The sequence below is a fragment of the Devosia lacusdianchii genome (genome assembly GCF_022429625.1).
GTDB lineage: Bacteria > Pseudomonadota > Alphaproteobacteria > Rhizobiales > Devosiaceae > Devosia > Devosia lacusdianchii.
The window spans coordinates 2,124,913-2,149,975 of the sequence record NZ_CP092483.1; the positions used below are offsets into that span (position 1 = coordinate 2,124,913).

Consider the following 25,063-nt stretch of genomic DNA (forward strand, 5'->3'; position numbering starts at 1 on the left):
ACTATTCTGGAGGCCCAAATGGCTGACCAATACGATCTTCTCGTCATCGGCGCCGGCCCCGGCGGCTATGTTGCCGCTATCCGCGGCGCGCAGCTCGGCATGAAGGTGGGCATTATCGAGCGCGAGCACATGGCTGGCATCTGCTCCAACTGGGGCTGTATCCCCACCAAGGCGCTGCTGCGCTCGGCCGAGATCTACGGCCATATGAGCCACGCCAAGGATTACGGCCTGACCGTCGAGAAGTTCGGCGTCGATATCGACGGCGTGGTGAAGCGCTCGCGTGCCATCGCGGCGCAGATGAACAATGGCGTCCAGTTCCTCATGAAGAAGAACAAGGTCGATATCATCTGGGGCGAAGCCGTCATTACCAAGCCAGGTGAGGTCAAGGTCGCGCCGACCAAGAAGGCAATCGTGCAGCCGCAGGGTCCGGTGCCGAAAAACGCTTTGGGCGAAGGCACTTACAAGGCCAAACACATCATCATCGCCACCGGCGCCCGCCCGCGCGTGCTGCCGGGCATCGAGCCCGATGGTGACAAGATCTGGACCTATTTCGAGGCCATGAAGCCTGCCACCATGCCGAAGTCGCTGGTGGTGATGGGTTCGGGCGCCATCGGGGTCGAGTTTGCCTCGTTCTACCGCTCGATGGGCGCTGAGGTGACCATCATCGAACTGCTTCCGCAGATTATGCCGGTGGAAGATGCGGAAATCGCGGGCCTGGCCCGCAAGCGTCTCGAGAAGCGAGGCATCAAGGTTTTGACCGACGCCAAGGTCGAGAAAGTCGAGAAGAATGCTGGCGGCGTGCTTGCACATGTCTTGCAGAAAGATGGCAGCAAGCTGCAGGTTACCGGCGACAAGCTGATCTCTGCGGTCGGCGTGCAGTGCAATATCGAGGGCCTTGGGCTGGAGACGGTGGGGGTGAAGACCGAGCGCGGCGCCATCGTCATCGATGGTTATGGCAAGACCAATGTCGACGGCATCTGGGCTATCGGCGACGTCGCCGGACCGCCGATGCTGGCCCACAAGGCCGAGCACGAGGCGGTCATAACGGTCGAGAAGATCGCGGGTCTCAAGGTGCACGGCCTCGACAAGACCAAAGTGCCCGGCTGCACTTACTGCGAGCCGCAGGTAGCCAGTGTCGGGCTGACCGAGGCCAAGGCCAAGGAGGCCGGTCGCGAAATCAAGGTTGGCCGCTTCCCATTCGTCGGCAATGGTAAGGCGATTGCGCTGGGCGAACCCGATGGCCTGGTCAAGACCATCTTCGACGCCAAGACGGGTGAGTTGCTGGGGGCGCACATGGTCGGCGCTGAAGTGACGGAACTGATCCAGGGGTTCGTCATCGCGATGAACCTCGAAACGACAGAGGAAGAGCTGATCCACACGATCTTCCCGCATCCGACATTGAGCGAAACGATGAAGGAAAGCGTGTTGGATGCATATGGTCGCGCCCTGAATATCTAAGGCGCAACCAGGAGCGCTTGATGGAAATCCTGATACTGTTGCTCGTCCTCATCATCGGCGCTGGAGTTGGCCGGTTCTCGAACATCATGCTCGGCCGGCCAGACGACAACCCGGTGGAGAATGTCGTTCTTGGACTAGTTGGTATCGTCCTTTATGGCGTCGGTGTCTGGGTTTTGTCGCTGCTGAACATAGGACTGCCCGACATGACCTTCATCCATCTGGCGGGAGCAACTGCCTCTGCATTCCTCGCAGTCGTCGTTGCAGAGGTCATCCGGGGGCAATAAGCGGGACACGAACAAGGAGTTATCCACATGGTCAAGGCGATCCAAGTCGGCCTCGGACACTGGGGGTTTAGCTGGACTAAGGAAGTTATCCCCAAAGTTCCCAACATTCACATGGTGGGCTATGTGGATAGCAACCCGGATGCCATCAAGCGGGTGCAGAGCGAGCTCGGCATCGACGAGAAGCGCTGCTTCCTGAGTCTCGAAGAGGCCGCCAAGGGTGTCGAAGCCGACCTGGCCATCTGCACGCTGCGTACCGAGGCACACTATCCGGTGGTCAAGCGCTGCCTGGAGCTTGGCTTCAACGTCATCGTCGAAAAGCCCTTCGCCTCGACCATCGCCCAGGCCAAGGAACTCGTTGCCCTGGCCAAGGCCAGCGGCCGCGTGCTGATGGTCAGCCAGAACTACCGCTTTCAGCCGGCGCCGATCGCGGCAGCCGAATTGATCGGCGCGCAGAAATTCGGGCCGGTGAACCTGGTGTCGATCGATTTCCGCCGCCACGCGCCGAGCCAGGGCTATCGCTATTGGGACATGCCCGATCCGCTGCTGGCGGATATGTCGATTCACCATTTCGACCTGATGCGCATGGTGTTGGGCGACGAGCCCAAGCGCGTGTCGTGCCGCACCTGGAATCCGGATTCGAGTCCCTTCGGCCACCACCCGATCGGCGTTGCCACTCTTGAATTCGAGAAGGGCACTATCGTGTCCTATCGGGGCTCATGGATGAGCAGTGGTCCGGTAACGCCGTGGTCAGGCGAATGGACGATGGATTGCTCGGAAGGCGAGATCATCTGGAGCTCGCGCGACCATTTCATGGGCAAGGCAGGCCCCGACAAGCTCAGCCTGCGCGAGCGCGACAAGGAGCCGGTACCGTTCGACCTGGGAACGATCGACTTGGCCGATCGCACCGGTACGCTGGGCGCCATCGCAAAAGTCATCGAGACGGGCTCAATTCCCGCGCGCTTCAGTTCGGGAGAAGATAACCTTCACTCGCTTGCGCTGGTGCAGGCAACCATTATGTCCGCCTCGCGAGGCGGGGAATGGGTCGAGATCGCGGAGGTCATGCAATGAGCGTCGGCGTACAAGAACTTGTGATTTTTCTCGCCATCGGCCTGGTCGCGGGCTGGCTCGCCGGCCTCGTGCTGGGCGGTGGTGGCTTGCTGCGCAACCTGATCGTCGGCGTCATCGGCGCCTTCGTCGGTGGCTGGCTGCTGTCGATGGCCAATATCTCGCTGCCGATCGGTAATGTGCTGGTCAGCCAGATCATCACGGCCACGATTGGTGCTATTGTCGTAATTGCCGTCGCTCGGGTCATCGCGCGATAAGGGCAGGGGAGCCTTGAAACTTCGGCCACGAAAGGCAATCTCTCGCGGAGAGTTTCAGAGGGCGGATCATGGCATTACCAGAGCGGCAAAATACGGGCGGAGGCTTCACCATGGGCGGCAACAATAATCGCGCCATCCTGGTGTTTCTCGGCATCGGCATTCTGGCGGGCTTTCTCGCCAGTCTGATCGTTGGAGGCGGCGGGCTGATCACATTCCTCATCAGCGGGGTGATCGGTTCGTTCGTGGGAGGGTATCTGTTCACGGCGCTGCGGATCGATCTCGGTATCCGCAACGATCTGGTCCGCCAGATCGTGACCTCCACGGTCGGTGCCATCATTGTCGTGCTACTGGCACGGCTGATTGCTTAGAAGTCAGGACATCCCTTGGTCACTCTGATCGACAATTCCGCGCTCAAGCCCCGTCACCCCGAAAAGGCCAACCGGCCCGACAGCGTGGTGCTGCGAAAGCCGGATTGGATCCGCGTCAAGGCGCCCGGATCGCCGGTCTATAAGGAAACCCAGCAGATCGTGCGCGAGCACGGGCTGGTGACGGTCTGCGAAGAGGCCGGCTGCCCCAATATCGGGGAATGCTGGTCCAAGAAGCATGCCACCATGATGATCATGGGCGAAATCTGCACCCGCGCCTGCGCCTTCTGCAACGTGCGCACCGGCATGCCCGGCCCACTGGATGCGAGCGAGCCCGAGAAGGTCGCCAGCGCCGTCCAGAAGCTCGGCCTCGAGCATGTTGTCATCACCTCGGTCGATCGCGACGACCTGGCGGATGGCGGCGCGCAGCACTTTGCCGACGTGATCCTCGCCATCCGCGCCCGCAACCCCAAGACCACTATCGAAATCCTGACGCCGGACTTCCTGCGCAAGGACGGCGCGCTGGAGATCGTCGTGGCCGCCAAGCCCGACGTATTCAACCACAACCTCGAGACGGTGCCGTCCAAGTATCTCAAGGTCCGTCCGGGCGCCCGCTATTTCCACTCGATCCGACTGCTGCAGAAGGTCAAGGAACTCGACCCGACCATGTTCACCAAATCCGGCATCATGGTCGGCCTGGGCGAAGAGCGGAACGAAGTCCTCCAGCTGATGGACGACCTGCGCTCGGCCGATGTCGATTTCCTCACCATCGGCCAGTACCTGCAGCCGACCAAGAAGCACTATCCGCTGCAGCGTTTCGTGACCCCGGAAGAGTTCAAGTCGTTTGCCACCGTGGCGACGGCCAAGGGCTTCTCGCTGGTGTCGTCCAGCCCGCTGACCCGCTCGTCGCACCATGCCGGCGAAGACTTCGCCGCGCTCAAGGCGGCGCGGATGGCCAAGCTGGGGCATTAGGCGCGCCGCACAATACCATCCACCGCGTCATTCCCGCGAAGGCAGTAAGCTCACGTCCACTATGCCGCGCCGCGGGGGGATTCCCGCTTTCGCGGGAATGACGCAGTGGTTATGCATTGGTCAGCAACAAACAAAGCCGTCAGAACCCGATGAAGCGTTTTTTCGAGCACCACGTCTCCCATCTGCCGCAGCGCATGTTCGAGATCGTTTCGGATCTCAGCGACTATCCGCGCTTCATTCCCAACTGCAAGGCGATGGAAGTGCGGCCGGACCCGGCCGCCAATGGAGCTAATGTTCTGCTGGCCAAGATGACGCTGTTTTTCGGTCCGATCACGCAGGCCTATACCAGCCGGGTCACCATCGATCCGGTTGCACTGACCATCCGCGCCAAGGCGGTGGACGGCCCTTTCGCCTATCTCGATAGCGTCTGGACGTTCGAACCCGAAGGCATGGGCACGCGCGTGCGGTTCGAGATCGACTTCAAGATCTCCAACCCCTTCATCGCCGCCGTGGCCGAACCGGCCTTCGCGGCGAAACAGGAAGAGATCATCCGGGCCTTTGCAGACGAGGCTGATAGGCGATTTGGGAATTGAGGGATCTTACCTCTCCCTTTGGGGGAGAGGTCGGCGCGCAGCGCCGGGTGGGTGAGGTGCAAGGGGAAGGCCCCTCACCCGACCCAAGAGGGTCGACCTCTCCCTTTGGGGGAGAGGTAGGGGCTAATCCCGATCGCTGGTCAGCACCTGCAGGACCAAATCGAGCGCGGCCTTGACGCTGGCCTTGCGGACCTCGTCCCGGCCCAGGTCGCCGAACTTGTGTTCAATGACGACTGTCGCCAGTTCCGAAGATACCGCGACATAGACGAGGCCGACGGGCTTCTTGTCGCTACCGCCATCGGGACCGGCAATGCCGGTGACGGCCACCGCGAAGTCAGCGCGAGCGGTATTGCGCGCGCCATCGGCCATGGCGCGAGCCACCTGGTTGCTCACGGCGCCGTAGTCACGGATCAGGCGCGCCTGCACGTGGATCATCCGCGATTTAGCGGCATTGGCATAGGTGACATACCCACCATAAACCGCGGCCGAGGCGCCCGGAATATCGGTGAGGGCTGCGGCGATCATCCCCCCGGTACAGCTTTCCGCCGTGACGATCGTCTTCTGGGTTTCGGTGAGAATTTTGATGATTTGTTTGCCCGGATCGAGGACTGCCTTGGCTGCCATTAGTCGACCCTCGGCACTTCTACACTTGCGCTCGCCATCGCCACGATACCTTCCTCCCGCCCGGTAAACCCGAGTGTCTCGCTTGTCGTTGCCTTGATCGCGATCCGCGAGGCCGCGATCCCCAACGTTTCGGCGATTACCCCCCGCATCGCCGGCACGTGTTGAGCGATCCTCGGCGCTTCGCAGACGATTGTCACGTCCAGATTGACGATACGTCCCCGCGCTTTAGCGACAAGATCACCGGCATGCTTGAGAAAGACCGTGGACGCCACGCCACGCCACTGCATATCGGACGGCGGAAAGTGCACCCCGATATCGCCCTCGCCGATGGCGCCGAGAATGGCATCAGTCAGGGCGTGCAGGGCCACGTCAGCGTCCGAATGGCCCTTGAGCTTGGCCCGGTGAGGAATGCGGACGCCACCCAGCCATACTGCGTCACCGGGCTCGAACTGATGGACGTCAAAGCCGGTGCCGACGCGGGTTTCCATGATCTGGTCTCCGTGGATGATCCGCTCCGCCCGGGCGAAGTCTTCGGGATGGGTGATCTTGATGTTGCTCGGGTCGCCCATGACCATTGCGACCCTGAGGCCGGCCCATTCGGCGATCTCGGCGTCATCGGTGAACTGGCGGCGAATGGTCGAGGCGCGCATATGGGCGGAAAATATCTGGCCGAAGCGGAAGCCCTGCGGCGTCTGTGCAGCGACGAGCTGACTGCGATCTTCCGTTGCCGCGACATGACGTCCATCCAGCGTGCGCTTGATGGTGTCGGTCACGGGCAGACCGGGCAGGGCGCCGTCATACTGTTCCAGCACGACCACGACGTCCCCAATCACATCAGGCGCGGCAAACGGACGAGCAGCGTCCTGGATCAACACGAGGTCCGGGCGAAGTGGGGCAAGAGCCTTGAGCCCTTCGAGAACGGAGGCTTGCCGTGACGCGCCGCCGACAACCGGCGGCATAAGCCGATCGTCACCGAGGCCGAGTGCGGCATAGCGATCCGCATGATCCGGGTGGATGACCGGCAGCACCCTCTCGATATAGGGGATATCGAGGAAAGCCTGGATGGTTCGGGTCAGAACCGGCACGCCACCAACCATGCGATACTGCTTGGGATCGGACGATCCAGCGGCGCTGGCGCGCTCACCCTTTCCAGCAGCTACGACGATGACGGCAATAGACTTTTGACGCATGGCAGGCGGGCACTCGATGGGCTTGAAACCGTCACATAGTCGTGGTCTAGCGCCCGCTCCGGCATGCGGCAAGTGCAGGGCTGCCGAACCGTCACAGCAACCATATAAGGTGTTGCGCGGCCAGCTGTTTTGACTATTGTGCAGGCACCAATTTGAAAATGACCATTTCTGGGGCAGTTTGTGTCTGAAAGTGCCTGCAAGTTGAGCATCGGCAACCACACGGTTCGCAACAGTGCTTTTCTGGCGCCGATGGCCGGAATCACCGACCGCCCTTTTCGCAAGATCGCCGAGCGCTTTGGGGCCGGCATGGTCGTGTCCGAGATGATTGCCAGCAACGCGCTGGCCGTCGGCAATCACGAGATGGCCCGCCGCCTCGGCAAGCCGGCCGTGTTGCCGCACATGGTTCAGCTCGCTGGCTGTGAGGCCGAGTGGATGCGGCGTGGCGCACAGATCGCCCACGATGCCGGCGCCGACATCATCGACATCAATTTCGGCTGCCCGTCCAAGCGCGTCACCAACGGCTTCGCCGGTTCGGCGCTGATGCGCGTTCCTGACCACGCGATGACCTTGATCGATGCGGTTGTCGCGGCGACGCCGCTGCCGGTCACGGTCAAGATGCGCCTGGGCTGGGACGACGACAGCCTCAATGCGCCAGAAATGGCGCGCCGAGCCGTCGATGCCGGGGTCAAGATGATCACCGTCCACGGCCGGACCCGGCAGCAATTCTACAAGGGTACGGCTCGCTGGGAGCTGGTGCGGGCGGTTGTCGAGGCCGTGAACGTGCCTGTTATCGTCAATGGCGACATCGTCGACCTGGCCGCTGCGCGCGAAGCGCTGGCGCAATCCGGCGCGGCGGCGGTGATGCTCGGCCGTGGTGCACAGGGCAGGCCCTGGGCCGTTGGACAGATCGGCGCGGCGCTGGCCGGTGAAACTGGCCCGGAAACACCTGAAGGTGCTGAACTCGTGGCGCTGATCTCGGAGCAGTACGAAGGCATGCTGATCGACTACGGCACCGCGGTGGGGCTCCGCGCAGCCCGCAAGCACCTCGACTGGTACGCCGAGGCAGCCGGCATCGCGCTGGACAAGCCCACCCGCACGGCCTTCCTCAACAGCGAAACGCCGGCGGACGTTCTCAGCATGATCGGCACCATATTCTCGGGCGAGTGGAAGGCAGCAGCATGAACGCGATCCCGCAGGCTGCAGCCGCCGAAACCATTCCATCAACGGCCGTCTTGCAGGCGCTACCCCAGCCCATCATCGTCTGTGGCGAAGAGCGCCAGATTGTCTTCGTCAACTACGCCGCCGAGGCTTTTTTCGGTGCATCGCTGAGCGTGCTGACCCGCCAGCGGCTGGATGACCTGATCGCCTTCGGCTCACCCATCATCGGGCTGGTCGAAACTGTGGCCCTGCGGCGTGCGCCGATGACCGAATATCGCGTCCGCGTCGGCTCGTCGCGCTTTGGCGATGAGCGTGTGGCTGATGTGTTCGCCAGCCCGCTATCGGATAGCGACGGCCGCGTTGCCCTGCTGATCCAGGAGCGCACCATGGCCGACAAGATCGACCGGCAGATGGTGTCGCGCGGCGCAGCGCGCTCGGTGACGGGTCTCGCTTCTATGCTGGCGCATGAGATCAAGAACCCGCTCTCAGGCATCCGTGGCGCTGCCCAATTGCTCGAGCAGACCGTCAACAGCGACGAAATCCCGCTGGCCCGGCTCATTCGCGAAGAAACCGACCGCATCGTGCACCTGATCGACCGGGTTGAAGTGTTCGGTGACGAGCGCCCCATGGAACGCGAGCCGATCAACATTCACGTCGTGCTCGATCGCGTTAAGCTGCTCGCCCGCAACGGCGTTGCACGCGGCATTGCCTTCTCAGAGGAGTACGATCCGTCACTGCCACCCGTCTTCGGCAACCGTGACCAGCTCATTCAGGTCTTCCTCAACCTGGTGAAGAACGCCTCCGAAGCCCTTGAGCGTACGCAGAAACCAGAGATCAAGTTCTCGACGGCCTTCCGTCCGGGCATTCGCATCAGCGTGATGGGCGTTTCCGAACGCATCTCGCTGCCGCTCGAAATCATCATCGAGGACAACGGCCCGGGCGTGCCGCCGGACATTCTGCCCTTCCTGTTCGACCCCTTCGTCACCACCAAGCAGAATGGCTCGGGCCTGGGCCTGGCACTGGTGGCCAAGATCGTCGGCGACCATGGCGGCGTCATCGACTGCGACAGCCGCCCGGGCCGCACCAAGTTCCGCATTCTCCTTCCCGTCGCGAGCGGGGCCTTCCAGATGCCTTTTGAAGAGGAAATGGCGAAATGAGCCATGTCGTCCTGCTCGCCGATGATGATGCCGCCATCCGCATGGTGCTCAACCAGGCGCTGACTCGCGCCGGCTACGAAGTGCGCCCAACAGGCAATATCTCGACCATGTGGAATTGGGTGAGCCGGGGCGAGGGCGATATCCTCATCACCGACGTCGCCATGCCCGATGGCAACGCCTTTGAGGTGATGCCCAAGATCAAGAAACTGCGGCCCGACCTGCCGATGATCGTCATGAGCGCGCAGAATACCTTCATGACGGCCATTCGCGCCTCCGAGGTCGGCGCCTACGAATATCTGCCCAAGCCTTTCGACATCACCGAGGTGCTGTCGGTGGTGGCACGAGCTTTGGCGGATGCAAAGAAGCCCACGAGCGCCGACCGGAAGGCCGAGGAACCGGGCGAGACCATGCCGCTGGTCGGCCGCTCGACGGCCATGCAGGACATCTACCGCGCCCTGGCGCGACTGATGCAGACCGACCTCACTGTCATGATCACCGGCGAGAGCGGCACCGGCAAGGAGCTGGTCGCCCGGGCGCTGCACGACTTCGGCAAGCGCCGCAATGGCCCATTCGTCGCCATCAACATGGCTGCCATTCCTCGCGACCTGATCGAAGCGGAGCTGTTCGGGCACGAGAAGGGCGCGTTCACCGGCGCCAATACCCGTTCATCCGGCCGCTTCGAGCAGGCCGAGGGCGGCACGCTGTTCCTCGACGAAATCGGCGACATGCCGATGGATGCCCAGACGCGCCTGCTGCGCGTCTTGCAGGAAGGCGAGTACACAATGGTCGGGGGCCGATCCTCGATCAAGACCAATGTCCGCATCGTCGCCGCGACCCATCGTGATCTCAGCCAGATGATCCGTCAGGGCCTGTTCCGCGAGGACCTGTACTACCGCCTCAACGTCGTGCCGATCCGCCTGCCGCCGCTGCGGGAGCGTGTGGACGACGTTGGCGACCTGGCGATCCACTTCCTCAAGGCGGCCCAACGCGAGGGCGAGCCGGTAAAGTCCATCTCGCCTGAAGCCATCAGGCTGATGCAGAACTACTCCTGGCCGGGCAACGTCCGCGAGCTGGAAAACCTCGTGCGGCGACTGTCGGCGCTCTATGCCGATGAATCCATCTCGGCAGAGATCGTCCAGAACGAGCTCAACATCGCTGAACGCCCGTCGGTGCCCGGGACTGCGGGGCCGGTCGACGTATCCATGGCGGTGGAGACCCATGTGGGCCAGCTGCTGCGCGAATACGAGCCTAACCTGCCGCCGGCGGGGCTTTATCAGCGCGTAATCGACCGCGTCGAAGCGCCGCTGATCGCCATGGCGCTCAATGCCTGCGGCGGCAACCAGATCAAGGCCGCCGACCTGCTGGGCCTCAACCGCAATACCCTGCGCAAGAAAATCCGCACCCACAGCATCGAAATCGTCAAGCACAGCCGCCGCAACGGCTAGGCCGCGCGGACATTCGGAGCGATTTGAAACGGAGTGGCCGTTGAGGCGTTCCGTGACTTGAGCTCTGGTCTGGGCAAGAACTCGGAGGTTGCAACATGGCGCTCAAGCGGATGGACAATGTCGGGATCGTCGTTGAGGATCTTGCGTTAGCGATCGACTTCTTCCGCGAACTCGGCCTCGAGCTCGAAGGGCAGGGCGCGGTCGAAGGCGAATGGGCTGGCCGCGTCACCGGACTTGGCGATCAGCATGTCGAGATTGCCATGATGCGTACGCCCGACGGCCATAGCCGGCTTGAGCTTTCCCGCTTCCTCAGGCCCGAGGTCGTCGCGGATCACCGGAACGCTCCGGTCAACGCCCTGGGCTACCTCCGCGTCATGTTCACGGTGGACGACATCGACGAGACGGTTGAAAGGCTCAGCAGGCACGGCGCGCAGCTCGTTGGCGAGCTGGTACAATATCAAGACTCGTATCGGCTTTGCTACATCCGCGGCCCCGAAGGACTTCTCATAGGCCTCGCCCAGGAACTCTAAGGCGTATCGACGATCTCGCGGCGATTGCGGTGTTCGCTTAACGCCAGTGTCAGGCCAGCGGCGACGACAAGGAAAGCGCCGACATAGACTGTGGTCGGGGGGACTTCGGCCCAGAACAGGTAACCAAACACGAAGCTCCAGATCAGCGCTCCGTATTCCACGGTGCCGAGCACGCTTGCCGGGACCGCCCTTGCGGACTCGACCAGCATGTATTGCGCCAGGCCGCCGATCAGGCCGGCGGCCACGCAGAGCACGATCTCGCGCAGCTCCATGCCCTGCCAGAATGGTAGCGCCACCACGCCCATGAGCACCACGTGGATCAGGTTTTGCGCAAAGACCTGCACGATGGTGCGGTCACTCTTGGATATGGTGCGCATGAGGATCATTGCGACGGCCCAGAACAGGGCCGCACCCAGAACCATGATGACCGGCCAGCCAATGGTGAAGCCCGTGGGATTAGCGGCCACGACAATGCCGAAAAAGCCGATCGCTGCCCCGCCTATTCGGGCCAGCGTTAGCTGCTCCTTGAGAAAGATCACGGCCAGAACTGTAGTAAGCACCGGCGCGACGTAATAGAGCGTGGTCATCTCGGCGAGCTGAAGCTCGCGTCCGGAACTGTAGTACATGACCCAGGCGGCGAGCGTCATGAGGCCGCGCCCCAGGATCAGCGTTCGGTTCCTGGACTGCCAGAGGTCTCGGACGACGGTACCGCGGCTGATGGCGAGACAGAGCAAAACGATGACCATGCCGCGCACGAACAGGATTTGCGGCGCGGGCAAGGCGGTGATGACTCCCTTGATCATCGCATCATGCACCGCGAACAGTGTGTAGGCCCCCACGCCCAAGGCCATGCCGGCAAGGCTTGCGGTTTCAACACGGGCTGATGCGGGGGAGGACACGGGGGACTCGGGAGCGAGGTGGGATAGGCAGTGATGTGCCTGTAGGCGCGGGGGTTGTCCAGCACTGCGTTTGTGGTGCTCCCTGACGGCCTTTTGCGCCTCGTTTGCAATGCGTCCGGGCCCTGCGAGCGCAGCTCTCCGGACCTGATCGCCTCAACACGCGCCATTGGCGCGTTTTGACCGCCGTTTTACGGCGGCCAGCGATCAGTGTCACATTTTGGCAACATTTATCTTGAAGGGTCTGCCGAATTGGGTCAGGCTCTGCCTCCCGCGGCGGAGATGGAGTGCCATTCGGCATTGGATGAGCGAAGCAGCTAGTATCGGCGTAGATCTCGGACCCTCGAAAGCGACCGAAACGGCGAAGCCTCAGCGCGCCTCGTTCTTTTCCGGGCGGACGAATCGGCCACTGCGCGTGCTGGGCTTTATCGTGGTCTTCGCCTCCGTGCTGATGTCCTCGATCTCGTTCCTGATCCTGTCCGGCACCACCAATATCGAACCATCCACGACAGTGTGGACCGTGATCTGGATCGTCACCGGCGTCCTCGTGCTGTTGATGATCGCGCTAGTCGTGACCGAAGCAGCGCTGCTGATCCAGGCCCGCGCCCAGAAGCAGGCCGGCGCGGGCATGCAGATCCGTATGGTCACCATGTTTGCCCTGGTGGCCGCTATTCCCGCGGCGATTGTGGCCGTGGTCGCGACCATCGCCCTGAACCAGGGGTTAGACCAATGGTTCTCCGAGCGCACCCGCCAGATGGTGGATAGCTCGCGCCTCGTCGCGCGCTCCTACATGCAGGAGCACGCCCAGGTGCTGCGCGACGACGTAATCTGGGTGGCCACCGAACTCGAGCAGGCCCATGGCACGTTCGAGGAAGACCGCGACCGCTTCCAGCGCATCCTGACCGCGCTGGCGGTGACGCGGTCGCTGCCCTTCACTTCGCTGGTCAATGCCGAGGGCGAAACGCTGATGCGCGCCCAGATCGCCGTGCAGGGGGCCTACCCGAAGCTGCCGGACGGCATCACCCAGGGACTGGTGGAAGGTATCCCCGCGGCCATTTCGCCCGGGCGCATCAACCTGGTCGGCTCGGTCATCAAGCTGCGTGGCTACGAGGATACCTATCTGTTCGTGGCTCGGCCGATGGAAGCCGAAGTGCTCGAATATATGCGGCTGACCGACGAGAACATCACCGAGTATCGCGAGTATGCGTCCAACCGGCTGGTGTTCCAGATCACCTTTACCATCATGTATGTGGGCTTGGCGGTGGTGCTGCTGCTGGCGGCTCTGTGGATCGGCATCGCATTGGCCAATCGCTTCGTCGACCCCATCAGAAACCTCATGATCGCCTCCAACCGCGTCAGCAGCGGCGATCTGGATGTGCAGGTTCCGGTGCAGGAGGGCAGGGGCGACCTGCGTGATTTGTCCAACGGTTTCAACCGTATGACGCTGCAACTTAAAAATCAACGTGAGGCTCTGCTCACCGCCAGCGAGATGAACGAAAAGCGCCGCCAGTTCACCGAAGCGGTGGTGGAGGGCGTGTCGGCCGGCATTATCGGACTAGACCCCTATGGCGCGGTGACACTGGTCAATGCGCGCGCCTGCGAAATGCTCGACCGCGATGAAATCGACCTGATGGGTGAGCCCATCGAGAAGGTCATGCCGCAGCTGGCGCCGACGCTGGAGCGCGCGCGCTCGGCCCGAAGGGGCCAGGTGCGCGACCAGATCCAGCTCGGCAACGAAACCGATCGCCGTACCTACCAGGTGCAGTTGACCCGCGAAGGGTCCATTACCGAATCCAAGGGTTATGTGCTGACCTTCGATGACATCACCGATCTCGAGTCCGCCCAGCGCACCAGCGCCTGGGCCGACGTGGCGCGGCGTATCGCCCACGAGATCAAGAACCCGCTGACGCCAATCCAGCTTTCGGCCGAACGCCTGCGCCGGCGTTACGGCGCGCGGCTGGAAGACGACCGCGACGTCTTCGACAAGTGCATCAATACCATCGTCCGCCAAGTCGGCGACATCGGTCGCATGGTCGACGAATTCTCTGCCTTCGCCCGCATGCCAGAGGCAGCGCCCGAAATGGCCGACCTGTCCGATACGGTCCGGCAGGCTGTATTTCTTGAAAGCGTCAGGCTTCCGGAGATCAGCATCCATACCGATTTGCCCGCGGATGCCATATATGCGTGGTTCGACAGCCGCCTGATTTCGCAATCACTCACAAATCTGATTAAAAACGCAGTTGAAGCATTTGAATCAATTCATATATCCGAAGATTGGAAGCCCAAAATCCTCGTCCAGGGACAGATCGAGGGCGCTCACGCCCGCATTTCCGTCTCGGATAACGGCAAGGGTTGGCCCAAGGAGAACCGGCAGCGCCTGCTGGAGCCCTATATGACGACGCGGGAGAAGGGCACGGGCCTTGGCCTCGCAATCGTCGCAAAGATCATCGAGCAGCATGGCGGCATCGTGGAGCTGGTCGATGCCGAACCTGACGAAACGGGCAGGGTGGGCGCTTGCGTGACCTTCACACTGCCTTTGCAATCACCGAACAAGACGTCGGATACGAAGGACTCGGCTGAGCCGGAGACCCAATCCGTCAAACAGGAGGAACCGTTGGCTCAGGCCGCGGTTCACAAGTAATGGCACTCGACATTCTCATAATCGACGACGAAGACGACATCCGCGACCTGATTGCCGGCATCCTGGAAGACGAAGGTTTCGAAACTCGTCAGGCGCACGATGCCGATAGCGGGCTCAACGAAATCGCGCGACGCCGCCCCAGCCTGGTGTTCCTGGACATCTGGATGCAGGGCTCACGTCTCGACGGGCTACAGTTGCTCGACGTGTTCCAGAGCCAGCACCCGGATATGCCCGTGGTGATGATCTCTGGCCACGGCAATGTCGAAACCGCCGTTTCGGCCATCCGGCGCGGCGCCTATGATTACATCGAAAAGCCCTTCAAGATCGACCGGCTGCTGCACATCACCCAGCGGGCCATGGAAGCCACGCGGCTGCGCAACGAAGTAGCCGAACTCAAGGAACGTTCTGCGACCAAGAGCGCCGACATGGTCGGCACCTCCCCGGCCCTGCAGCAAATCCGCGGCATCATCGAAAAATCAGCGCCGACAAACTCGCGTATCTTTATTTCCGGCCCATCAGGGGCAGGGAAGGGATTGGTCGCCCGCCTGATCCATCAGCGCAGCCCGCGCGCGGAGGCACCCTTCGTCGAAATCAACGCCTCGCTCTACGCGCCTGAGGAAGTCCCGGTGGTGCTGTTCGGCCGCGAGGCACGCGAGAAGACCGGCATCCTCAAGGTTGAGGTCGGTGCACTGGAAAAGGCGCATGGCGGCACGCTCTACCTGTCGGAGGTGACGACCCTGCCGCAGGCGACACAGGCAGCTTTGCTGCGCACCCTGGTCGAGAACCGCTTCAACCGCGTAGGCGGCACCCAGGCCGTGCCGATCGACGTGCGGATCATCTCTGCCAGCTCGCAGAATGTCGCGGCCCAGATCGACGCTGGCGAGTTCCGCTCGGACCTGTTCCACCGCCTGTCGATCGTGCCGCTACCGATGACGCCGCTCAAGGAGCGCCGCGAAGACGTACCGCCTTTGGTCAGCGTCTTCATCGAACAGGTATGCCGCATGCACAACTTGCAGCGCATGACCGTGGGCGAGGATGCTATTGCTGTGCTGCAGGCGCAGGAATGGCCGGGCAATGCCCGGCAGTTGCGCAACTCCATCGAGCGGCTTTTGATTCTGATGAAGGATCAGCAGCCCGACGACGGCGTCATCACCGCCGCGATGCTGCCTTCGGACATCGGCGAGGTGCTGCCCACGGTCGGCGACACCGATGCCTCCGCGCACCTGATGAGCCTGCCGCTGCGCGACGCCCGCGAGGTGTTCGAGCGGCAATATCTGCTGGCGCAGATCGAGCGGTTCGGCGGCAACATTTCGAAGACGGCGGAATTCGTCGGCATGGAGCGCAGTGCTCTCCATCGCAAGATCAAGTCCCTAGGCCTCTGAAAATGGTTTGAAAATTTCTGGTGTGCCATGCACTTGGCGCGGGTAGGCACGAAAAGCCAACTGTGCCATAATGCTTAGCGTATGATGAATTTCATGCCGGCGCGGACTGGGCGGCAGTCCTGCGGCTGACTGGCAGGCAAGCGCAAGACAACAGCGACAAGCAATGCCGCGAAAAAGAGGCCTAAATGCCCAGCGAAAAACAACAAAATCTCCAAGACTCCTTCCTCAATCACGTGCGCAAGCAGAAAGTTCCGGTCACGATCTTTCTCGTGAACGGTGTAAAACTGCAGGGCGTGATTACCTGGTTCGACAATTTCTGCCTGCTGCTGCGCCGCGATGCGCAGTCGCAGTTGGTCTATAAGCACGCCATTTCGACCATCATGCCCGGCGCGCCGATCCAGTTGTTCGATCCTGAGCAGAACCACGATAGCGACTAACGGACCTTCATGAACGAATTCGACGACGAAGAGGCCGTCCAAAAGGGCGGCCCGAAGGCGTTTATCGACCGACGCGAGCAGCTTGCCCGCGCCGGCCTGGTCATTCCCGACGTACGCGGCCAAATTTCCCAGCACTCGATCGAAGCCCGCAAATCCGAATTCGAAGGGCTGGCCGAGGCTATCCGCCTGGACGTGGTGTTCTCCGAGGTCATCAAGGTCCGTGAAATCAAGCCAGCGACCTTCATCGGCGGCGGCCACACCGAGACTTTCGCCGCACGGGTCAAGGCCGACGACCTGGATCTGCTGCTCGTCGACGCGTCGCTCACGGCCATCCAGCAGCGCAATCTGGAAAAGGAAACCGGCGCCAAGGTGCTGGACCGCACGGCGCTGATCCTCGAAATCTTCGGCGAACGCGCAGCGACGCGCGAAGGCGTATTACAGGTCGAACTGGCTCACCTCAACTACCAGAAGGGGCGGCTCGTCCGCTCCTGGACCCACCTCGAGCGCCAGCGCGGCAGCGGCGGCTATGGCTTCATGGGTGGCCCCGGCGAGACGCAGATCGAGAGCGACCGCCGCCAGATCATGGACCGCATCGTGCTGCTCGAAGACCGGCTGGAAAAGGTTAAGAAGACCCGCGCCCAGCAGCGGCAGCAGCGCAGCGGCACGCCGATCGTAGCTCTGGTCGGCTACACCAATGCGGGCAAGTCGAGCCTGTTCAACGCCATGACCGGCTCGGAAGTCTTCGCCAAGGACCTGCTGTTCGCCACCCTCGACACGACCGTGCGCAAGCTCGAACTGCCGCATGGCCGCGAAATCATGCTTAGCGACACGGTCGGCTTCGTCGCCGATCTGCCCACCGATCTGGTTGCGGCCTTCCGCGCCACGCTCGAGGAAGTGCTGGACGCCGACGTGATCCTGCATGCGCGCGACATTTCCAACCCCGATCACTCGGCCCAAGCGCTCGACGTGCTTAAGGTTCTGGGCGAACTCGGCGTTTCAGCCGAAAAGACACCGATCATCGAAGTCTGGAACAAGATCGACCTGCTTGGCCAGGCCGATCTGCCGGTCGAGGACATGCTCGCCGGCATAGCACCGGCGGGCAAAGTCGCCGGCGTGGTGCCAGTGTCTGCCGTCACGGGGCAGGGGCTTGACGCCCTGAAGCTGGCCATAGAAACAGCGCTCGGAGAAAAGAGCCGCACCTACCACGTACACGTGCCACACACGGCCGGCGCTGATATCGGCTGGTTGCACGCACACTCGGAAATCATCTCGCGCGATGAGCCGACCGAAATCGGCTCCGGCTTCGTCGTCCGCGTCGAACCCCGGCACAAGGCCGCCTTCCTCGAACGCTTCAACGGTCGCATCGAAAGCTCAGACGCTTAGGATGAACGGACAGGGGCCTGCTAGGCCTTGTCCGCCGTCCGAACCTCGTTCCAGTAGGCATCCAGGCGCTCCAGTCCGGCATCCTTAGGCTCCACGCCGTCTTCGCGGCAGCGCGCCTCGACATGGTGGAAGCGGCGGGTGAACTTGAAGTTCGCGTCGCGCAGCGCCGCCTCGGCATCGACGCCGGCATGGCGCGCCAGATTGGCGACGGCGAACAGCAGGTCGCCAATCTCTTCATGCACGGCCGCCTTGTCGCCAGAAGCCTGCGCCTCGGCGACCTCGCTCAGCTCTTCATCGACCTTTTCCTTCACCGCCGCGAAATCCGGCCAGTCGAAGCCAACCTTGGCTGCCCGTTTGGTCAGCTTTTCTGCCCGAGCCAGGGCAGGGAGCACGTTGGGAACATCGTCCAGCAGCGACGGCTCGGTCTCACCCTTGCGGGCAGCTTTGGCGGCACGCTCCTCGACCTTGATGGCCTCCCAGCGGCCCTTCGCCATGTCGGAATCATCGGCCTTCACCTCGCCAAACACATGCGGATGTCGCCGGATCAGTTTCTCCGTGATGCCATAGATCACGTCGCCAATATCGAAGTGCCCAGCCTCGCTCGCCATTTGGGCGTGGTAGATCGGCTGTAGCAGCAGGTCGCCCAGCTCCTCGCGCAAATCGCCAAAATCCTGGCGTTCGATCGCGTCAGCTACCTCATAGGCTTCCTCTATCGTATAGTGCCGAATGGTCGAGAAATCCTGCTCCAGATCCCACGGGCAACCACCGACCGGATTGCGCAAAGCGGACATAATCTCGATGAGGCGGGAAATATCGCGAGAGGGCTGCATGGCTGGGCTCGAAGCTGGGAATCGGCAGGGGAGCCTATCAGCCTTTGGCACGCCACGCCCGCCGGCTGACTGGGCCGGGGGTTCAATCGATGGTCGCGCTGAGCTAAACTCCTGAGATGAAAGGGGCGCAAACCATGTCATCCATCCGAATCGTGATCGCACTGGTATTTGCCACCGCCTCTGCCGCGCTGCCGGCCTTTGCCCAGGACACCCGCAATGTCGACGTCCGGTTTCCACGCGGGACGTCGGGCACGACGATGGCGATCACGACCAATGCCGCATTCCAAAGCGGCAACAACTACGTCGTACGGGGCTATTTCGACCGTGACGGCAGCACGACCTTCTTCAACTGCTGGTTCGGGCTGGACGGCAGCTTCGCTTACATCAACTGAGCCCCATGGCGCTCAACGGATAAAGGACACGATCGGTGGGATGGGAAGCACTGGCGCAGTGGGGTCCCGATGCCAAGCGCATCGAACGGCTCACTGGCGGCGTAGCCAATGATGTCTGGAGCGTGCGCATCGACGGGCAAAGCGCCGTTGGCCGTCTTGGCACGCGCGGCGACGCTGATCTCGCCTGGGAAGCCGCGCTGCTGCTACACCTGGACCGACACGGCATGAGCGTGCCTGTGCCGATCCCGACCATGGATGGCAGGCTGTTCGTCGACGGCCTGGTGGTGATGAAGTTCATGGACGGTGGGCCGCCGGAGACCGCAGCCGACTGGCGCCGCGTTGCCGACACGGTCCGGCAGTTGCATCGGCTAACTCGTGGCTGGCCCCAACGTCCAGGCTGGCGATCGTCGATCGACCTTCTGCAGGCCGAGAAGGGGACTAGGATTGATTTGACGGCCATGCCGGCCGAAGCCGTCGCCCGGTGCCGCGCAGCGTGGTCACGGCTCGCCGAGCGAGAACCATGCGTCGTCCACGGCAACCCAAACAGCCCAGGCAATGTCCGGATGACCGCCAATCAGGTCGCGCTGATCGACTGGGACGAGACGCATGTCGACGTGCCGGAACTCGATCTGGTGCTGCCGCACAATGCTGCCGGCCTGACTGGCCGCACACGCGACATCGCTGAACAAGCCTCAGCCGCCTGGGAAGCCGCCGTCTGCTGGAAGGACGAGTATGCCGTCAAGCGGCTCGCGGAAGTTCGACCAGCCGAAGAGGGCAAAGGCGCACAAGCAGCAACCTGAACCGGGTCAGAGCGCCCATCCATCATTCGCATAATATATATTATGGAACTATCGCATGGCGTTTTGGGCGTTGGTTTCGCTGGCGCAACGCTTAGAAATCGCCACTTCTCCGTCATTCGTTCACGACCAGCGTAAAGCAGCGGCAAATCGCCGGCGACAATGTCAGCCCGAAGAACGGATAAAGCACGCCTGCGGCCACGGGTAACGCCGGCCGCGTTGTGAACGCCGGCCGCGTTGTGGGCAAAGGCAAAGAACCGGTTTTGGCGAATCGCGACGTCCGTCCCAGTGCCCATGCGTTGCCGACATCAGCGGCGGCCAAGGCCGGCGCGTCGTTGACGCTATCGCCATACGAAAGGAGTAAGTCTGGACCTTCCAACCATGACAAGATCAAGCCGAAAACGCGCCCTGCTGATGAGCGCGTGAAACCTTGTCCGAACTCGGCTAGAAGCCGACGGCCTGCGGTTTGAAGCGCACGAATCTGATGGACAATTTTGACCAATTGGTCAAAACTACCATTGTGCCTGGCATGGGAGGATGATGTGCGCTTCGGATACAAGGCGTCAGCGGAGCAGTTCGGCCCAACTCAATTGCTCAATTTCGCGGTCGAAGCCGAGCAAGCCGGATTCGACTCGGCCTTCATCAGCGACCACTTCCAGCCCTGGAAGCATACAGACGGGCATGCCCCGTTTGCGCCGTCATGGATGGCAGCGGCGCTTGCCCGCACTGAAAAGCTGGTCGTCGGAACCTCGGTGCTCACCCCCACATTCCGCCTCCATCCCTCCGTCGTGGCGCAAGCCTTCGGCACCATGGGTGCCATGTTTCCCGGCCGCGTCATTCTCGGCGTCGGTACCGGTGAATCGCTCAATGAAGTGCCCTCGACAGGCATGGTCTGGCCGGAACTCAAAGAGCGCTCGGCGCGCCTGCGCGAAGCGGTTACCCTGATCCGCACCCTGTGGAGCCAGGATCGGGTCAGCTTCGAGGGCGAGTTCTATCGCACCCAGAATGCCACGATCTACGACAAGCCCGACCAGATGGTGCCCATCTATATCGCGGGTGCCGGGCCGCTCAATGCCAAGTATGCCGGGCGTGCCGGCGACGGGTTTATCTGTACGTCAGGCAAAGGCGAAGAGTTGTATGTCGAGACCCTCTTGCCGAACGTCGCGCTCGGGCGCGCGGAATCGGCGCTGGCCGATCGACCGTTCGAGCGCATGATCGAGGTGAAGGTGTCGTTCGATCCGGATGCGGAACGCGCGCTCAACAATACGCGCGGCTGGGCGGCGCTGTCGCTGACAGCCGAGGAAAAGCACTCGGTCGAGGATCCCCTGGAGATGGAGCGGCTCGCCGCTAAACTACCCATCGAGCGGATCGCCAAGCGCTGGATCGTTTCGAGCGATCCCGAACAGCACGTGCAGGCGATCAAGACTTATATGGATTACGGCTTCGATCACCTGGTTTTCCATGCGCCAGGCGACGACCAGAGCCGGTTCTTGTCGCTCTATGCCAAGGAAATCCTGCCGCGATTGCGTGCCCTTGCCGCCGATCGCCGATAGCCCCCTGCCCCATACGACGGAGCATGATCATGCCGATGCCGCGATACACGATCTGGGGCGTTACCGGTCTGCCCGAAATTGTGCAGGGCGATGATCTCGTTGCAATAATCGCTCGCGCCATTGCCGCCCAGTCGTCGGACGATGCGGAAGCGACCCTGGTTGATGGCGACATCTTGGTGGTCACCAGCAAGATCGTTTCCAAGGCCGAAGGCCGCCAGGTGCCGGTTGCCGATCGCGAAAAGGCTATAGCCGAAGATACGGTCCGCGTCGTGGCGGAGCGTGTCCACCCCGGCGGGGTAACCCAGATCGTCGAGACGCGGCATGGTCTGATCATGGCAGCTGCGGGCATAGACACGTCCAATGTGCCTGATGGGGTTGCGCTGCGGCTGCCGGAAGACCCAGACAAGTCGGCGCGGGCCCTGTGCCAGGGGCTGCGCGATCGTTTCGGGGTTTCCGTGGGTGTCATCATTACCGACACACTTGGCCGGCCGTGGCGCGTTGGACAGACCGATGTCGCCATCGGCGCCGCGGGCATGGTCGTCACCGACGATCTGAGGGGGGGCGTCGATGCCAATGGTCGACCGCTGCAAGTTACCATCACGGTGCTCGCCGACGAGCTGGCGGGCGCAGCGGACCTGGTCAAAGGCAAGGCCAGCGGCATTCCGGTCGCCGTGGTTCGTGGGTTGGGGCGCCTCGTGGTCGGGCTCGATGCGCCGGGCGCTCGCTCCCTGGTCCGCTCGGTCGACGATGACATGTTTCGCTTCGGCTCTGCCGAAGCCTACCGTCTTGGCTATCACGCCGCTCTGGCCGAATTGCGCGATGGCGGCCAGACCCCTCCAAAGCGCGCCAAACAGCAGCAGGATTGATCCATGCGTCCCCTTCGCTACCTCCTCGGCCTTGCCCTTGTTGCTGCGACGCCCAACCTTGCGATGTCGCAGACGAGCTACCCGCTTGCACTCGACAATTGCGGGTTCGCGGTCGAATTGCCGGCCGCCCCTGCCCGCGTCGTCACCATCAAGTCGACCGCGACCGAAATGCTGCTAGCCCTGGGCCTCGAGAGCAGGATCGTAGGCATCGGCTTCCAGGACGGTCCGGTGCCGGAGGCGTGGACGGCCCAAGCGGCCGGGCTCAATGTTCTGGCCGAAAAGCTCCCCTCGCAAGAAGTCGTGCTCGGGGTCGAGCCCGACCTGGTCTATGGGGGCTGGGAAAGCAACTTTGCCGCCGATGGCGCTGGTGAGCGCACGACGCTGGCCGAATTGGGCGTGGCCAGCTACGTGTCACCCGCTGCCTGCCGCTCGGTCAAACCGGCCAAGCTCACCTTCGACGAGCTGTTTGCCGAGATTGCTGAGGTCGGGACCATCTTCGACGTCGGCGCCACGGCGGATCAGGTCATCGCCGACCAGAAGGCCGTGCTCGCCACCATCGCCCCAGACGCGCGGGGACTGACTGCCGTCTGGTACTCCTCGGGCACCAAGACACCTTACGTCGGCGCCGGCAGCAATGCGCCCGCCATGATGATGGAAGCCCTCGGCCTCGACAACATCATGAATACCGTTGACGACGGCTGGATATCGGCAAGCTGGGAAGCCATTGTCGATGCCAATCCCGATGTCATCATCCTCGTCGATGCCGCCTGGAACTCGGCCGCGCAGAAAAAGAAATTGCTCGCCGAGAACCCGATTACCAGTCAGCTCGACGCCGTGGTGAACCAGCGCTATCTCGTTATTCCGTTCCCAGCCTCGGAAGCCGGCATACGCAATGTAGGCGCAACGGCCGATATGGCCGAACAATTGGCGGGTCTTAGCTTTTCACCATGAGTACCGGGCGCCGTCCCACGCTGATCACATTAGGCGCGGCCCTCTGGCTCCTTCTGCTGGCCAGCCTGGTAATCGCGGTGGCCTTCGGTCCGGCCGATATCGCGCCCGCCGAGGTTTGGCAGACCATCGCCCACCATCTCGGCTTCGTCGCCGAAAGCCCGGTAGGCCGACTGCGAGACGCCATCATCTGGGAACTGCGCCTGCCCCGTGTGCTGGTCGCTGCCGGTGTTGGCGCAGGACTAGCATTGTGCGGCGCTGTCATGCAGGCGTTGACCCGCAATCCGCTGGCCGACCCCTACCTATTGGGTCTCTCCTCGGGAGCCTCGCTCGGCGCAGTGATCTTCTTGCTCGCAGGCGCCGCACTGCTCATGCCGATCGGCGCTTTCCTCGGCGCGGGCGCGGCTATGGCGCTGACCCTGCTCGTCACACGCCTGCTGGGCGGCGCCACGCCCGCCCGCGCCATCCTCGCTGGCATTTCCGTCTCTGCGCTGGCCGCAGCCGCGACGTCGTTTCTGATCTTCTGGTCGGCGACCGGCGACTCTTACCGTGAAATCCTGAGCTGGCTGATGGGCTCGCTGAGCGGCGTCGTCTGGGCGGATGCCTGGATCGTACTCGGCGCTGTGCTGCTGATCGGCCTGCCCGTCCTCTTGTCTGGTCGCGCGCTCGACGCTTTCGCTTTTGGCGACACCGCGGCGACGGCGCTGGGTGTCGATGTGGCCCGCATACGCTGGATCCTGCTTGGCGCCACGGCCCTCCTGACTGGCGCCTTAGTATCGATCGGCGGCGCGATCGGCTTCGTCGGCTTGATCATCCCACACGTCGTGCGGCTGGCGACGGGGTCTCGGCACCGGACGCTCCTGCCGGTCGCGATGCTGCTCGGCGCCAGCTTCATGGTGTGGACCGACACGGCGGCGCGCAGCCTGTTCGAGCCGCGTGAGCTGCCCGTTGGCATTATCACCGCCCTGATCGGCGCGCCGATCTTCCTGCTGGTGCTTTTGCGCTATCGGCGGATGACATGAGCACCGGTCTCGCCGTCACCAACGCTTCGGTTATCGCCGGCGGTCGCCCCATCCTTGACGGTGTCGACCTTCGCGCCGGACCGGGCAAACTGACCGGGCTCATCGGCCCGAATGGCGCTGGCAAATCGACACTGATGCGCGCCGTCATCGGCGTCGTGCCACTCGATACCGGCAGCGTGACATTCGCGGGCACGGACTTGCCCACCATGCCACGGCGCAGCCGAGCTCAAATGAGCGCCTTTGTCGAGCAGACCGGGAGCAGCGAAGTCTACCTTTCCGCCCGCGAAGTGGTCATGCTTGGCCGCATTCCGTTCCAGTCGATATGGCAGTCGGCCCCCTCCCCCGACGACGAGAAACTGGCGGATGGCGCGCTCGCCGCCGTCGGCATGATTCAGTTTGCCGACCGGCTCTACCACACGCTCTCCGGTGGCGAGCAGCAGCGCCTGCACATCGCCCGCGCTCTGGCGCAGCAGCCGAAATTGCTGCTGCTGGACGAACCAACGAACCACCTCGACGTCCACGCACAGCTGACTATTCTCAACCTGCTACAGGCCCGCGCGCGGGCGGGCGCGACTGTGCTGCTGGCTTTGCATGACCTCAATCTGGCGGCCGCCTTCTGCGACTCCCTGGTGGTGCTGCATGAGGGCCGACAAGTGGCGGAAGGGTCGCCGGAGCAGGTCTTGACCCCTGCCCTGCTGCGCCGCGTCTACGACGTCGAGGCAACGCTTCTGCAGCACCCGCGAACCGGCCGCCCCATGATCGCCTATGACCTGCCGGCCTAAATCCGGTCGTCGTCGCAATTGCGATTGACATTCCAG

The 25,063-nt window shown here is 62.7% G+C and carries 26 protein-coding genes and 1 pseudogene; 22 read left to right on the forward strand and 5 right to left on the reverse strand.

Annotation, left to right across the window (positions count from 1 at the left end; genetic code table 11):
- Positions 1–18: 18 nt before the first annotated feature.
- From lpdA to MF606_RS10390, 7 genes are all read left to right on the forward strand, one after another.
- Positions 19–1,458: a dihydrolipoyl dehydrogenase gene (gene lpdA, locus MF606_RS10360; protein WP_240233721.1), complete on the forward strand. Its 1,440-nt coding sequence runs from the start codon at positions 19–21 to the stop codon at positions 1,456–1,458.
- A gap of 20 nt (positions 1,459–1,478) precedes the next feature.
- Entirely contained in the window at positions 1,479–1,742 is a 264-nt protein-coding gene (locus MF606_RS10365) for a hypothetical protein (protein WP_240233722.1), read from the forward strand.
- A gap of 27 nt (positions 1,743–1,769) precedes the next feature.
- Positions 1,770–2,810, forward strand: coding sequence for a Gfo/Idh/MocA family protein (locus MF606_RS10370; RefSeq protein ID WP_240233723.1), 1,041 nt, complete (start codon positions 1,770–1,772; stop codon positions 2,808–2,810).
- Positions 2,807–3,064, forward strand: coding sequence for a GlsB/YeaQ/YmgE family stress response membrane protein (locus MF606_RS10375; protein WP_240233724.1), 258 nt, complete (start codon positions 2,807–2,809; stop codon positions 3,062–3,064). The genes MF606_RS10370 and MF606_RS10375 overlap by 4 nt, the downstream gene beginning before the upstream one ends.
- A 110-nt stretch (positions 3,065–3,174) precedes the next feature.
- Positions 3,175–3,432 carry a GlsB/YeaQ/YmgE family stress response membrane protein gene (locus tag MF606_RS10380; protein WP_240233831.1) on the forward strand — a complete coding sequence of 86 codons (258 nt, stop codon included), beginning with the start codon at positions 3,175–3,177 and terminating at the stop codon, positions 3,430–3,432.
- Positions 3,433–3,447: 15 nt separating this feature from the next.
- Entirely contained in the window at positions 3,448–4,401 is a 954-nt protein-coding gene (gene lipA, locus MF606_RS10385; protein ID WP_240233725.1) for a lipoyl synthase, read from the forward strand.
- 149 nt (positions 4,402–4,550) lie between these two features.
- Positions 4,551–4,994, forward strand: coding sequence for a type II toxin-antitoxin system RatA family toxin (locus MF606_RS10390; protein WP_240233726.1), 444 nt, complete (start codon positions 4,551–4,553; stop codon positions 4,992–4,994).
- 123 nt (positions 4,995–5,117) lie between these two features.
- Here the strand turns inward: MF606_RS10390 and MF606_RS10395 are convergent, their stop codons facing one another.
- Positions 5,118–5,618 carry a CinA family protein gene (locus MF606_RS10395; protein WP_240233727.1) on the reverse strand — a complete coding sequence of 167 codons (501 nt, stop codon included), beginning with the start codon at positions 5,616–5,618 and terminating at the stop codon, positions 5,118–5,120.
- Positions 5,618–6,808 (reverse strand): bifunctional 2-C-methyl-D-erythritol 4-phosphate cytidylyltransferase/2-C-methyl-D-erythritol 2,4-cyclodiphosphate synthase, encoded by a 1,191-nt coding sequence (locus tag MF606_RS10400; protein ID WP_240233728.1) that lies wholly within the window; start codon positions 6,806–6,808, stop codon positions 5,618–5,620. The genes MF606_RS10395 and MF606_RS10400 overlap by 1 nt, the downstream gene beginning before the upstream one ends.
- Positions 6,809–6,988: 180 nt before the next feature.
- Here MF606_RS10400 and dusB point away from each other — a divergent pair, with 180 nt between their 5' ends.
- The 4 genes from dusB (at position 6,989) to MF606_RS10420 (ending at position 11,098) form a co-directional block, all read left to right on the forward strand.
- Complete coding sequence (dusB, locus tag MF606_RS10405) at positions 6,989–7,990, forward strand: tRNA dihydrouridine synthase DusB (protein ID WP_240233729.1); 1,002 nt, start codon at positions 6,989–6,991, stop codon at positions 7,988–7,990.
- Complete coding sequence (locus MF606_RS10410) at positions 7,987–9,123, forward strand: two-component system sensor histidine kinase NtrB (protein WP_240233730.1); 1,137 nt, start codon at positions 7,987–7,989, stop codon at positions 9,121–9,123. The genes dusB and MF606_RS10410 overlap by 4 nt, the downstream gene beginning before the upstream one ends.
- Entirely contained in the window at positions 9,120–10,568 is a 1,449-nt protein-coding gene (ntrC, locus tag MF606_RS10415; protein ID WP_240233731.1) for a nitrogen regulation protein NR(I), read from the forward strand. The genes MF606_RS10410 and ntrC overlap by 4 nt, the downstream gene beginning before the upstream one ends.
- 95 nt (positions 10,569–10,663) lie before the next feature.
- Positions 10,664–11,098, forward strand: coding sequence for a VOC family protein (locus MF606_RS10420; RefSeq protein ID WP_240233732.1), 435 nt, complete (start codon positions 10,664–10,666; stop codon positions 11,096–11,098).
- On the opposite strand, the gene MF606_RS10425 is transcribed toward MF606_RS10420, so the two are convergent.
- Entirely contained in the window at positions 11,095–11,997 is a 903-nt protein-coding gene (locus MF606_RS10425) for a DMT family transporter (RefSeq protein WP_240233733.1), read from the reverse strand. The two genes, MF606_RS10420 and MF606_RS10425, sit on opposite strands and share 4 nt — an antisense overlap.
- 301 nt (positions 11,998–12,298) lie before the next feature.
- Between MF606_RS10425 and MF606_RS10430 the strand changes: the two genes are divergently transcribed.
- From MF606_RS10430 to hflX, 4 genes are all read left to right on the forward strand, one after another.
- Complete coding sequence (locus MF606_RS10430; RefSeq protein ID WP_240233734.1) at positions 12,299–14,635, forward strand: sensor histidine kinase; 2,337 nt, start codon at positions 12,299–12,301, stop codon at positions 14,633–14,635.
- Entirely contained in the window at positions 14,635–16,017 is a 1,383-nt protein-coding gene (gene ntrX, locus MF606_RS10435) for a nitrogen assimilation response regulator NtrX (RefSeq protein WP_240233735.1), read from the forward strand. The genes MF606_RS10430 and ntrX overlap by 1 nt, the downstream gene beginning before the upstream one ends.
- 185 nt (positions 16,018–16,202) lie before the next feature.
- Positions 16,203–16,454, forward strand: coding sequence for an RNA chaperone Hfq (gene hfq, locus MF606_RS10440; RefSeq protein WP_137151945.1), 252 nt, complete (start codon positions 16,203–16,205; stop codon positions 16,452–16,454).
- Between the two features lie 9 nt (positions 16,455–16,463).
- A complete protein-coding gene (gene hflX / locus MF606_RS10445; RefSeq protein WP_240233736.1) occupies positions 16,464–17,837 on the forward strand; it encodes a GTPase HflX in 1,374 nt (457 codons plus the stop codon).
- A 20-nt stretch (positions 17,838–17,857) separates the two neighbouring features.
- Here the strand turns inward: hflX and mazG are convergent, their stop codons facing one another.
- On the reverse strand, positions 17,858–18,667 hold the full coding sequence (gene mazG / locus MF606_RS10450; protein ID WP_240233737.1) for a nucleoside triphosphate pyrophosphohydrolase: 810 nt from the start codon (positions 18,665–18,667) through the stop codon (positions 17,858–17,860).
- 134 nt (positions 18,668–18,801) lie between these two features.
- On the opposite strand from mazG, the gene MF606_RS10455 reads away from it, so the two are divergent.
- Positions 18,802–19,059, forward strand: a complete 258-nt coding sequence (locus MF606_RS10455; protein ID WP_240233738.1) for a hypothetical protein — start codon at positions 18,802–18,804, stop codon at positions 19,057–19,059.
- Positions 19,060–19,094: 35 nt separating this feature from the next.
- Entirely contained in the window at positions 19,095–19,859 is a 765-nt protein-coding gene (locus MF606_RS10460; protein ID WP_240233739.1) for a phosphotransferase enzyme family protein, read from the forward strand.
- A 145-nt stretch (positions 19,860–20,004) separates the two neighbouring features.
- On the opposite strand, the pseudogene MF606_RS10465 reads toward MF606_RS10460, so the two are convergent.
- A pseudogene (locus MF606_RS10465) lies at positions 20,005–20,205 on the reverse strand (hypothetical protein); the annotation flags it as partial.
- Between the two features lie 193 nt (positions 20,206–20,398).
- Here MF606_RS10465 and fgd point away from each other — a divergent pair.
- Genes fgd through MF606_RS10490 form a run of 5 tightly spaced genes read left to right on the forward strand, consistent with a single transcriptional unit; the run spans position 20,399 to position 25,027 of the window.
- Complete coding sequence (gene fgd / locus MF606_RS10470; protein ID WP_240233740.1) at positions 20,399–21,409, forward strand: glucose-6-phosphate dehydrogenase (coenzyme-F420); 1,011 nt, start codon at positions 20,399–20,401, stop codon at positions 21,407–21,409.
- 29 nt (positions 21,410–21,438) lie between these two features.
- On the forward strand, positions 21,439–22,275 hold the full coding sequence (gene cofE, locus MF606_RS10475; RefSeq protein WP_240233741.1) for a coenzyme F420-0:L-glutamate ligase: 837 nt from the start codon (positions 21,439–21,441) through the stop codon (positions 22,273–22,275).
- Positions 22,276–22,278: 3 nt separating this feature from the next.
- On the forward strand, positions 22,279–23,226 hold the full coding sequence (locus MF606_RS10480) for a putative F420-0 ABC transporter substrate-binding protein (RefSeq protein WP_240233742.1): 948 nt from the start codon (positions 22,279–22,281) through the stop codon (positions 23,224–23,226).
- On the forward strand, positions 23,223–24,245 hold the full coding sequence (locus tag MF606_RS10485) for a putative F420-0 ABC transporter permease subunit (protein WP_240233743.1): 1,023 nt from the start codon (positions 23,223–23,225) through the stop codon (positions 24,243–24,245). Before MF606_RS10480 ends, MF606_RS10485 begins: the two co-directional genes overlap by 4 nt.
- Positions 24,242–25,027, forward strand: a complete 786-nt coding sequence (locus tag MF606_RS10490) for an ABC transporter ATP-binding protein (protein ID WP_240233744.1) — start codon at positions 24,242–24,244, stop codon at positions 25,025–25,027. Before MF606_RS10485 ends, MF606_RS10490 begins: the two co-directional genes overlap by 4 nt.
- Positions 25,028–25,063 lie beyond the last annotated feature (36 nt).

Coding starts and splice junctions, on each gene's coding strand:
- lpdA (WP_240233721.1), top strand. CDS start 19: ATGGCTGACCAATACGATCTTCTCGTCATCGGCGCCGGCCCCGGCGGC.
- MF606_RS10365 (WP_240233722.1), top strand. CDS start 1,479: ATGGAAATCCTGATACTGTTGCTCGTCCTCATCATCGGCGCTGGAGTT.
- MF606_RS10370 (WP_240233723.1), top strand. CDS start 1,770: ATGGTCAAGGCGATCCAAGTCGGCCTCGGACACTGGGGGTTTAGCTGG.
- MF606_RS10375 (WP_240233724.1), top strand. CDS start 2,807: ATGAGCGTCGGCGTACAAGAACTTGTGATTTTTCTCGCCATCGGCCTG.
- MF606_RS10380 (WP_240233831.1), top strand. CDS start 3,175: ATGGGCGGCAACAATAATCGCGCCATCCTGGTGTTTCTCGGCATCGGC.
- MF606_RS10390 (WP_240233726.1), top strand. CDS start 4,551: ATGAAGCGTTTTTTCGAGCACCACGTCTCCCATCTGCCGCAGCGCATG.
- MF606_RS10395 (WP_240233727.1), bottom strand. CDS start 5,618: ATGGCAGCCAAGGCAGTCCTCGATCCGGGCAAACAAATCATCAAAATT.
- MF606_RS10400 (WP_240233728.1), bottom strand. CDS start 6,808: ATGCGTCAAAAGTCTATTGCCGTCATCGTCGTAGCTGCTGGAAAGGGT.
- MF606_RS10410 (WP_240233730.1), top strand. CDS start 7,987: ATGAACGCGATCCCGCAGGCTGCAGCCGCCGAAACCATTCCATCAACG.
- ntrC (WP_240233731.1), top strand. CDS start 9,120: ATGAGCCATGTCGTCCTGCTCGCCGATGATGATGCCGCCATCCGCATG.
- MF606_RS10420 (WP_240233732.1), top strand. CDS start 10,664: ATGGCGCTCAAGCGGATGGACAATGTCGGGATCGTCGTTGAGGATCTT.
- MF606_RS10430 (WP_240233734.1), top strand. CDS start 12,299: ATGAGCGAAGCAGCTAGTATCGGCGTAGATCTCGGACCCTCGAAAGCG.
- ntrX (WP_240233735.1), top strand. CDS start 14,635: ATGGCACTCGACATTCTCATAATCGACGACGAAGACGACATCCGCGAC.
- hfq (WP_137151945.1), top strand. CDS start 16,203: ATGCCCAGCGAAAAACAACAAAATCTCCAAGACTCCTTCCTCAATCAC.
- hflX (WP_240233736.1), top strand. CDS start 16,464: ATGAACGAATTCGACGACGAAGAGGCCGTCCAAAAGGGCGGCCCGAAG.
- mazG (WP_240233737.1), bottom strand. CDS start 18,667: ATGCAGCCCTCTCGCGATATTTCCCGCCTCATCGAGATTATGTCCGCT.
- MF606_RS10455 (WP_240233738.1), top strand. CDS start 18,802: ATGTCATCCATCCGAATCGTGATCGCACTGGTATTTGCCACCGCCTCT.
- cofE (WP_240233741.1), top strand. CDS start 21,439: ATGCCGATGCCGCGATACACGATCTGGGGCGTTACCGGTCTGCCCGAA.
- MF606_RS10480 (WP_240233742.1), top strand. CDS start 22,279: ATGCGTCCCCTTCGCTACCTCCTCGGCCTTGCCCTTGTTGCTGCGACG.
- MF606_RS10485 (WP_240233743.1), top strand. CDS start 23,223: ATGAGTACCGGGCGCCGTCCCACGCTGATCACATTAGGCGCGGCCCTC.
- MF606_RS10490 (WP_240233744.1), top strand. CDS start 24,242: ATGAGCACCGGTCTCGCCGTCACCAACGCTTCGGTTATCGCCGGCGGT.